The organism is Pseudoalteromonas sp. S1608 (assembly GCF_005887265.1).
Classification (GTDB): domain Bacteria; phylum Pseudomonadota; class Gammaproteobacteria; order Enterobacterales; family Alteromonadaceae; genus Pseudoalteromonas; species Pseudoalteromonas undina.
This window is the reverse complement of sequence record NZ_PNDK01000041.1, coordinates 22,607-32,128: the sequence shown is the minus strand read 5'-3', so window position 1 is coordinate 32,128 and position 9,522 is coordinate 22,607. Positions and strand designations below refer to the sequence as shown.

At 40.4% G+C, this 9,522-nt stretch carries 8 protein-coding genes; 3 read left to right on the top strand and 5 right to left on the bottom strand.

Features of this window, described 5'->3' with window-relative positions; genetic code table 11:
- From CWB75_RS15485 to ampD, 5 genes are all read right to left on the bottom strand, one after another.
- Positions 1 to 351 (bottom strand): biotin/lipoyl-containing protein (locus CWB75_RS15485; RefSeq protein ID WP_283234843.1); only part of this gene is annotated, 351 nt, incomplete at its 3' end.
- A gap of 10 nt (positions 352 to 361) precedes the next feature.
- On the bottom strand, positions 362 to 3,028 hold the full coding sequence (aceE, locus tag CWB75_RS15480; RefSeq protein ID WP_138571132.1) for a pyruvate dehydrogenase (acetyl-transferring), homodimeric type: 2,667 nt from the start codon (positions 3,026 to 3,028) through the stop codon (positions 362 to 364).
- 84 nt (positions 3,029 to 3,112) lie between these two features.
- On the bottom strand, positions 3,113 to 3,862 hold the full coding sequence (gene pdhR / locus CWB75_RS15475) for a pyruvate dehydrogenase complex transcriptional repressor PdhR (RefSeq protein WP_008114937.1): 750 nt from the start codon (positions 3,860 to 3,862) through the stop codon (positions 3,113 to 3,115).
- 454 nt (positions 3,863 to 4,316) lie between these two features.
- The gene (gene ampE / locus CWB75_RS15470) at positions 4,317 to 5,168 is read right to left on the bottom strand and encodes a beta-lactamase regulator AmpE (protein ID WP_138571131.1); all 852 of its coding nucleotides are present in this window, start codon (positions 5,166 to 5,168) and stop codon (positions 4,317 to 4,319) included.
- A gap of 21 nt (positions 5,169 to 5,189) precedes the next feature.
- Positions 5,190 to 5,735, bottom strand: coding sequence for a 1,6-anhydro-N-acetylmuramyl-L-alanine amidase AmpD (gene ampD, locus CWB75_RS15465; RefSeq protein WP_138571130.1), 546 nt, complete (start codon positions 5,733 to 5,735; stop codon positions 5,190 to 5,192).
- A 391-nt stretch (positions 5,736 to 6,126) separates the two neighbouring features.
- Between ampD and nadC the strand changes: the two genes are divergently transcribed.
- The 3 genes from nadC to CWB75_RS15450 all read left to right on the top strand — a co-directional run bounded on the left by nadC (position 6,127) and on the right by CWB75_RS15450 (position 9,286).
- A complete protein-coding gene (gene nadC / locus CWB75_RS15460) occupies positions 6,127 to 6,972 on the top strand; it encodes a carboxylating nicotinate-nucleotide diphosphorylase (RefSeq protein WP_138571129.1) in 846 nt (281 codons plus the stop codon).
- Positions 6,973 to 7,509: 537 nt separating this feature from the next.
- The gene (locus tag CWB75_RS15455; RefSeq protein ID WP_138571128.1) at positions 7,510 to 7,944 is read left to right on the top strand and encodes a pilin; all 435 of its coding nucleotides are present in this window, start codon (positions 7,510 to 7,512) and stop codon (positions 7,942 to 7,944) included.
- 112 nt (positions 7,945 to 8,056) lie between these two features.
- Entirely contained in the window at positions 8,057 to 9,286 is a 1,230-nt protein-coding gene (locus CWB75_RS15450) for a type II secretion system F family protein (protein ID WP_138571127.1), read from the top strand.
- Positions 9,287 to 9,522 lie beyond the last annotated feature (236 nt).

The following is a 9,522-nucleotide window of genomic DNA, read 5'->3' as shown; positions in this document are numbered from 1 at the left end:
AACTTCGTCATCACCAATATCTGGCACAGTGACTTCTTTGGTTGATGAAGCCGATGACGCAGCAGGTGCTGCTTCCTCGGTTTTTTCAGCTTCTTTAGAGTCAGCAGCAGAATCTTGCGCTTCACCTTCAAAGGTGAACACTAAAGTGCCTGTGGTAACAGTGTCACCCACATTTACTTTAATTTCTTTTACCGTACCGGCTTGTTCAGCAGGTACTTCCATCGCAGCTTTATCACCTTCAACACTTAATAGTGATTGGTCAACTTCAACTTTATCGCCAACGCTCACTAGTATTTCGGTTACTTCTACTTCATCGCCACCGATATCAGGTACTTTAATTTCAATACTCATTGCAAACCTCTTATGCGTACAGTGGATTTAGTTTGTTAGTGTCGATGTTGAATTTTTTAATTGCTTCAACAACCACTGACTTTTCAACTTCACCACGTTTAGCAAGTTCAGATAATGTCGCAACTACCACGTAGCTTGCGTTAACTTCAAAGTGACGACGTAGGTTTTCACGGCTGTCTGAACGACCGTAACCATCTGTACCCAATACTTTGTAGTTATTGCTTGGAATAAATGAACGCGCTTGTTCTGCGTAGTTTTTCATGTAGTCCGTTGCAGCAACAGTTACTGAATCGTTTAATACACTAGTGATGTATGGCGTTTTTTGCTCGCTTTCTGGGTTAAGCATGTTGAAACGTTCAACATCTTGTCCATCACGGGTAAGTTCATTGAATGAAGTTACTGAGTAAACATCAGACGCAATACCAAACTCTTCGCTTAAAATTGCTGCAGCTTTACGCACTTCAGTCATGATAGTACCTGAGCTTAATAGCTGTACGTTGGCTTTTTTACCTTCGTAGCTTTCTAGCTTGTAGATACCTTTACGAATACCTTCTTCAGCGCCTTCTGGCATTGCTGGCTGATGGTAATTTTCGTTCATTAGCGTTAGATAGTAGTAAATGTTTTCTTGCTCTTCACCGTACATACGACGAATACCGTCTTGCACGATAACCGCTACTTCAAATGCATAAGTAGGATCGTAAGAAATACAGTTAGGTACCGTGTTTGCAAGAATGTGGCTGTGGCCATCTTCGTGCTGTAAGCCTTCACCATTTAGCGTTGTACGACCCGCTGTAGCACCTAATAAGAAACCACGTGCTTGTTGATCCCCTGCCATCCATGCCATGTCACCTACACGTTGGAAACCAAACATAGAGTAGTAAATGTAGAATGGGATCATCGGTAAGTCGTTGGTGCTGTATGATGTTGCAGCAGCAACCCATGACGACATTGCACCTAGCTCGTTAATCCCTTCTTGTAATACCTGCCCTGAGGTTGCTTCTTTGTAGTAAGAAACAATATCACGGTCTTGAGGGGTGTAATTTTGGCCATGTGGGTTGTAAATACCGATTTGACGGAATAAACCTTCCATACCAAAAGTACGTGCTTCATCGGCAATAATTGGCACAATATTTTTACCAATACCTTTATCTTTTAATAAGATATTAAGTGCACGTACAAAGCCCATAGTGGTTGAAATATCACGCTTTTGCTCTTCAAGTAACGGCTTGAACGCATCTACTTCTGGTAACTGTAACTTTTCAGAGAACTTGGCAATACGTGTTGGCGTGTAACCTTGTAGCGCATCACGACGTGCATGAAGGTACTTGTACTCTGGAGAATCTTTTTCAAGCTCTAAGTATGGTAGCTCTTTTAATTGCTCTTCAGATACTAAATCATCTAAGCCTAAACGAGAGCGTAAGTGAGCCACATGCGACATGTCCATTTTCTTAACTTGGTGCGCAATGTTTTTACCTTCAGCCGCTTCACCCATGCCGTAACCTTTTACTGTTTTAGCAAGGATCACTGTTGGGCGATCTTTCGTCTCTTCTGCTTTTTTAAAGGCGGCAAACAGCTTTGAAGGCTCATGACCACCGCGCTTAAGGGCGAAAATTTCTTCATCGGTCATATCAGCAACAAGCGCTGCTGTTTCTGGGTAGCGACCAAAGAAATGTTCACGTACGTACGCGCCATCTTTCGCTTTATATGTTTGGTAATCACCATCAACAGTTTCGTTCATTAACTGTAGTAATTTACCTGTGGTGTCTTTAGCAAGCAGAATATCCCAACCGCTGCCCCAAACAAGTTTAATAACATTCCAGCCAGCGCCTTTAAATAGGCCTTCTAGCTCTTGAATGATTTTACCGTTACCCATTACAGGGCCATCTAAGCGCTGTAGGTTACAGTTAATTAAGTAACATAGGTTATCAAGCTTTTCACGGGCAGCAAAAGAAATAGCACCACGTGATTCTGGCTCATCCATTTCACCATCACCTAAAAACGCATATACACGTTGGTTTTTAGTGTCTTTTAAGCCACGGCCATCTAAGTACTTTAAGAAACGCGCTTGGTAAATTGAAGAAATTGGACCTAAGCCCATAGATACCGTTGGGAACTGCCAAAACTCAGGCATTAATTTAGGATGAGGGTAAGAAGGTAGGCCTTTACCATCTACTTCCTGACGGAAATTATCAAGCTGTTCAGCACTTAAACGCCCTTCAACAAATGCACGCGCATAAATACCCGGAGAAATATGACCTTGGTAATAAACTAAATCGCCGCCATCAACATCATTTGGCGCTTTAAAGAAATGGTTAAAACACACTTCGTAAAATGCAGCAGACGATTGGTAAGACGCCATATGGCCGCCTAAGTCGAGATCTTTTTTCGATGCACGCAATACAATCATAATCGCGTTCCAGCGAATAATTGAACGAATACGGCGCTCAAGATTTACATCACCAGGGTAGGCAGGTTCTTGATCAACCGGAATCGTATTAACGTAGTTTGTGTTAATGCCTGTTGGCATATCAACACCGTCTAAACGGGCTTGTTCTAACACTTGCTCAAGTAAAAACTGAGCTCGTTCAACACCTTCTTCGCGCACAACCGATTCAAGAGCTTGTAACCACTCTTGTGTTTCTAGCGCGTCTACGTCAATTTTATTGACTTCAGACATATGGAGGTTTCCTTATGTTTAAAATACTAATTTTATGTATTGAATACTTCACTGTTAACTCAAGTTAACAGTGAATGTACTTGCTTAATTTTGTTTGGTGCGTCTTAAACTACGTTCAATTCGCGAATGCTCTTTACCCGCTTCAAGCAATGCTTCTTCAATATAGGCTAAATGCGCATTACTCGCTAAGCGAGCTTGTTCAGGATTACCGTCAATCACTGCATCCATTAATAAGCGTCTATGCTCAGCTAATTGGCTGCTTATATCTGACTTTTTAAGTAATACCGTTAAATTTTGTAAAACATTCTGCTCAAGTAAGCTTTGCATCCCTCTTACTAAATGCAGTAACACTACGTTATGAGACGCCTCTGCGATGCAAAAATGAAAGTCATTAATCGCTTTGGCTTTTTGCTTTAATTCATCTTTAGCTAATGCAATCTGATCAAAGCTCTGTTTTACTTTTGCAAAATCGTTGCTTGTGCCGCGAAGTGCTGCGTAATAAGCCGCAATTCCCTCTAGCGCATGACGAAATTCTAATAAATCAAATTGCGATTCGGGGTGTTTACTGATCAAATCAAACAACGGATCAGTCAGCCCCTCTTCCAATTGATTTTTTACATACGTTCCACCACCTTGACGACGGGTTACAAGCCCTTTTGCCTCAAGCTTTTGAATGGCTTCACGCAACGACGGACGCGACACTTCAAATTGCTTAGCGAGTTCACGCTCCGGTGGTAACTTTTCTCCTGGTGCTAACGACCCCTCAAGAATCATGTTCTCAAGTTGTTGTAAAATAACATCAGATAATTTTGCCGCTTTAATTTTTAAAGACATCAATCAACGTCCGCGTTGTATAAGTGCTAGCAGCCCATTAAATAAGGCTTTTAACTGAATGACCTGACCAAAAGGTAAATTGGTCATACCAAATTTTGCCATACGTTATCAAAAACCGTAATTACTGTCAATTTACAGCAGTTTTAAAGCCCTAAGGCCAGCGTAACGTAATTTAAACAAAGTTCAAATAATACACAGATCACAGAGGGTAAAGAAAGGTTAATAAGATGAAAAACAAATGGTCAGACCAGCTGATTTTAATTTTCGGGGTTCGGGGTTCGGCAGTAGGATAAAACGTAGCGCCTCATACAAACATACCTTTATTTTATTGTAATCGAGAGTTTACCTCCCGCATATTTAGGGTCTAGGTTAAAGATCAAAGGTTTTAAGCCCGTTCCCCGTTGCTCATTGCTCGTAGCCCGCCAACTAATACCTAGAACCTAACCCCTGCTCTTTAACTTAAACCACCAAATAAAGTCATTAAGGCAATTAATACTAAATAAAAAAGTACATTTCGCTTAACCAGTTTGATCATGCAGGTGGCCTCAAAGGTGCAACCATAGTAGCGCTCTTCAACTTGTTCAGCCGCTAGCCCCGTATAAGTAACCACCTTGCGATTAGGGCTTGAAAAGTCAAACACGTAATGCAGCCAACAACTAGTCCCTTTATTAAAGTTACCAATCACTAAATAACCAAAACTGGTAATACGCGCTGGGAGCCAATCTAGCCAAAACAATAAACGGTGGATTAACTTAAAATGCTTAGCAATTACTTCATCACGATTGTCACTCACTAAGTCGGCAAAAGTGCGCACTAGCGCATAAAAAACAGCACCGACAACACCCAATACCACAAACCAAAATATAACCGCACAATAAAATCGAAAGTTAACCCAAGCCAGCGTTTGCCCTAAGGTTTCACCTCCTTGTTGCTCCTCAGTGCGCTTTTGTCCCAATTGCAAAGCGTATAAGGTAGCTGCAGTTTGATCACCTCGAGTTAATGCATTGAGGTACGACTTATACAAAGCACGCTGTTTAGCACAACCAAAGCACACCAATAACACTGCCACATTAAAAACAAGCTGCCAAAGTACAAAGTCAGATAAAAAATACACACACCCAATAGCAATCACAGGCAGGAATAGCCAAATTAAAAACCCCGTAGCTGTGCCAAATAAACCTTTATTGGTCAATAAATTAACAGAGCGAGTTAAGTAGCCATTAGCGTAATAACTCATTTGCCAATGCGCAGAGCGAGCACCTAAACGCTCAAGTATCAGTGCTATTATTATTGAAACCAAAACCATGTTGCTACTCGCTTTACTTAGTTATTCAATTAGGTTAAAAAATTTACGCCAGTTAAAACTCGCCCCAGGGTCGGTTTTTCGCCCAGGGGCAATATCGCAGTGCCCTACTATATTACTGGCTGTTATTTTTGGGTAATGCTGCATAATAGCTTGCGCCAATACAGCTAAACTTTGATATTGACCATCGGTATAATTAGTTGTATCTGTGCCCTCAAGCTCTATACCTATACTAAAATCATTACAATTTTGTTGTCCAGCAAAGCAGGAACGCCCCGCATGCCATGCACGTTTTTCAAAAGGTACATACTGTATAATCTCGCCGCAGCGCTTAATAAAACAATGCGCTGATACTCTAAGCCCTTCTAGGTCACTAAAGCTAGGGTGCGCATTACAATCAATACACCCCATAAATAAGTCATCAACGTAAGAAGTGTTAAATTGCCCAGCGGGTAATGAAATATTATGAATAACCAACAGCGAAATATCGCTGTGAGCAGGCCGCTCATCAAAGTGGCTACACGCACGCTGGGTAATATTATTTATAACGCCTAAAGAATCTATTTTCATATTTAACCTGAACTCTGGTTAAGAGATTTACTTGTATATAAAACCATACTAATACTTAAATTTTGCTGTCTCTAGCCAGAGATTTTGAGTAAAAACAAGGCGAAATTACGCGTCAATAGCTTGCCTATTGCAAGTAAATTCAACACATTGTTTGCTCAAAATAGCAGCTTGAGATAGATTTATTATCTAGAGCTCAGGTTAATCAACCAAAATTGATGTATATCAAGATGCTAATAGATTTAATCCCATAAAGATAGCGTAATACTAAACGATAAAATATGATTAACGCGTTATTTAAGCGCTGGCTTTTTAGTTTAGTTGTTAGCTGCTTCTAATTAGTAATTAAACAGAGTAAAATTTAGTTAATTTATTATCTACTATGAGCTTTTTCATGTCTATTTCGCATACCCTAATTAGCCAACTTGTTACCTTAGCACTGGATGAAGACCTAAATTATCAAAGCGCAGAACAAGGCGATATTACCGCACAGCTTATTCCGCAAGCAGAGCAAGCCAATGCGAAAGTGATCACCCGTGAAGACTGCATTTTTTGTGGTAAAGACCTAATCATTGAAGTGTTCAAACAAGTCGACCCAAGTGTGGTTGTAAACATATGCGTTAACGATGGCGACTTTGTCAGCGCCAATAGCACCCTATTTACCGCATCCGGATCTGCTCGCGCTATTTTAACGGCTGAGCGCACCGCACTTAATTTTGTACAAACGCTTTCTGGCACAGCCACAACTACAGCGCATTATGTAAAAGAGCTAAGTGGTACTAGCACGCAACTACTCGATACTCGTAAAACCATTCCAGGGTTGAGAGCATTGCAAAAATACGCAGTTAAGTGTGGTGGCGGTGCAAACCACCGAATTGGATTGTTTGATGCGTTTTTGATTAAAGAAAACCACATAGCTGCTTGTGGAGGAATTAATAACGCAGTAGCTCAAGCTAAGCTAAATCATGCCGATAAACCTATAGAGGTTGAAGTTGAATCGTTTGATGAGCTAGAGCAAGCCATTAGCGCAGGCGCCGACATTATAATGCTAGATAATTTTAATCCTGAGCAAATACGCGAAGCGGTTACCATTACTAATAAGCGCGCTAAATTAGAAGTATCAGGCAATATGACCTTGGAAACGCTCAAAGCCTACTCACAAGCTGGGGTCGACTTTATCTCAAGTGGGGCGCTTACAAAAAATTTACAATCAATCGATTTATCGATGCGATTTGAGTAAACAATGTAGAATTTATTTATATATTCTTAAGCTAATTGATTGACAGCTTTTAAAAAAGGGCATTAAATAATTCAAAAGGATTATTTGTAACAAGTTATTAAATTAATGCGTTTTTTATAGTGTTTTTACATACAAAAGCGCAATAAACAGTGTTAGACTCATTCATATTGACTAGTTTTAAATTTTTAATTAGTTAAAAAGAGTGGAAAAGCATTTATAAGCGACAGAGCAAAAATAAGCGACAGGGTTTATTTTTATAATTAACTTGTAACTTACACGGGTTATAACTAACTTTTAATGGTTGGGTTTATACTCAAATAAGGGACGAGTAACGAACAACCGCCATGCTGTGCGTTACTTTTGGGTCATTGCTTTAAGGTAATAATTTTAAAATAGTGATTACCAATAGTGCTAAAATGCCACTTGGCAAAAAATGATTTTATTTTTTGTAGTAACAGGTTAAGTAAACAACATAAGTTATATTTATAATTTATACCCGTTTGGCTTACCACAACATTATCCTTTAGGAGAGGAAACATGCAAACAATGACACAACAAAACCAAAAGGGTTTCACCCTAATTGAATTAATGATTGTAGTAGCAATCATCGGTATTTTAGCAGCAGTAGCACTGCCTGCTTATTCTAATTATCAAGCTTCATCTAAGCTAACAGCTGGTTTAGCTGAAATCTCAGCAGGTAAAACAGGCTATGAGATTGCTGTAAATAATGGCGAAACTGCTGATTTAACAAAAGCGGGACTTACCGCCTCTACTCAAAACTGTGACATCGTCGTTGACGCTAATGGTATTCAATGCACAATTAAGAATGCACCTACGCAGGTAAATGGTGCAACTGTAACTTTAACAAGATCAGCTGCAGGTGCTTGGACTTGTGCTACAGCAGGTGCTACGGATGCAACTCTAGCACCGAAAAGCTGTCCTCAAGGTGCTGCAGCACCAGTGACACCTTAATCGTGACAGATATTTAACTTTTAAATAAGCGCTCTTGTGGAGCGCTTTTTTTATATTAATTTTTTATCTAATTCGCGTAACTTAAACACTGTTTAATTCAAGTGAGTTTTATATGGCAAAAAAACAAGAAGATAAAGGCCTTGATACCTTTCAATGGGTCGGTGTAAGCGCTCGAGGGAAAAAACTGGAAGGTGAGCTCACGGGATCTAGCATTGCACTTGTTAAAGCCCAATTGCGTAAACAAGGTATTACTCCCTCAAAAGTTAAACGTAAAGCCAAGCCACTATTTGGTATAAAAAGCGTACAAAAAATCACCCCGAAAGATATTGCTTTAGTCACTCGGCAAATAGCCACTATGTTGATGGCGGGTGTACCGCTGATACAATCCATAGAAATGATAGGCTCAGGCTCTACCAATAAAAGTGTCGGCAAACTCATGGGTGCTATTGGCGATGAAGTAAAAGCTGGGTTGCCGCTTTCTAACGCACTTAGAAAATACCCTCGTTATTTTGATGATTTATATTGCGATTTAGTGGCCTCTGGTGAGCAATCTGGTGCACTGGATAAAATATTTGACCGCGTTGCGCTATATAAAGAAAAGTCAGAAGCACTAAAATCAAAAATTAAAAAAGCCATGTTTTATCCTATATCGGTTTTAGTGGTTGCAGGTATTGTAACTTCTATCTTGCTGATATTTGTAGTACCACAGTTTCAAGAAATATTTGCTGGTTTTGGCGCAGAGCTGCCCGCTTTTACTTTATTTGTTATCGCCATTTCTGAATTTATGCAAGAGTATTGGTGGATGATGTTGATTGCCGTAATGGCATTTGGCTACATATATAAAGAAGCCGCACTCAGAAGTTTAGCGCTCAGAGATGCCACCGACCGCGCCATATTGAAGCTTCCGGTTGTCGGCATGATTTTAAATAAAGCCGCTGTGGCACGTTATGCTCGTACTTTATCAACCACCTTTGCTGCGGGTGTACCGCTAGTAGATGCGCTGGACTCTGCAGCAGGTGCCTCAGGTAACGCAGTTTACCGGTATGCTATTTTGGAAATAAAAGCTGAGGTAAGCTCAGGCAACCAAATGAACTGGGCGATGCGTAACTCTAAAATATTCCCCGATATGGTAGTACAAATGGTTGCCATTGGTGAAGAGTCAGGATCGCTTGATGGCATGCTCGCTAAAGTTGCGACTATCTACGAGCAAGAAGTAGATGATGCGGTAGATGGCCTATCTAGCTTACTTGAGCCATTAATTATGGCAGTACTCGGCGTATTAGTGGGTGGATTAATTGTTGCCATGTACTTACCTATATTCCAATTAGGTTCTGTTATTTAGACAGATTTTAGGGTCGAGGTGCGAGGCCCGCAGCTCGTTACCCGTAACCTTAACGACCTTTAAAAGCGAAGCGTCTCTTAACCTCTTTGTGAATAATGACCTTGCGCGGCATAAAGCCCCGCCTACAGAACAATTAAAACGCGGTGGTTCCCCGCAACTCGTCGCTTGAACCTTGAACCTAACATCCTAAACCCTAACTTTGCACTTATATAAAACCACTGTATTATCAACACAGA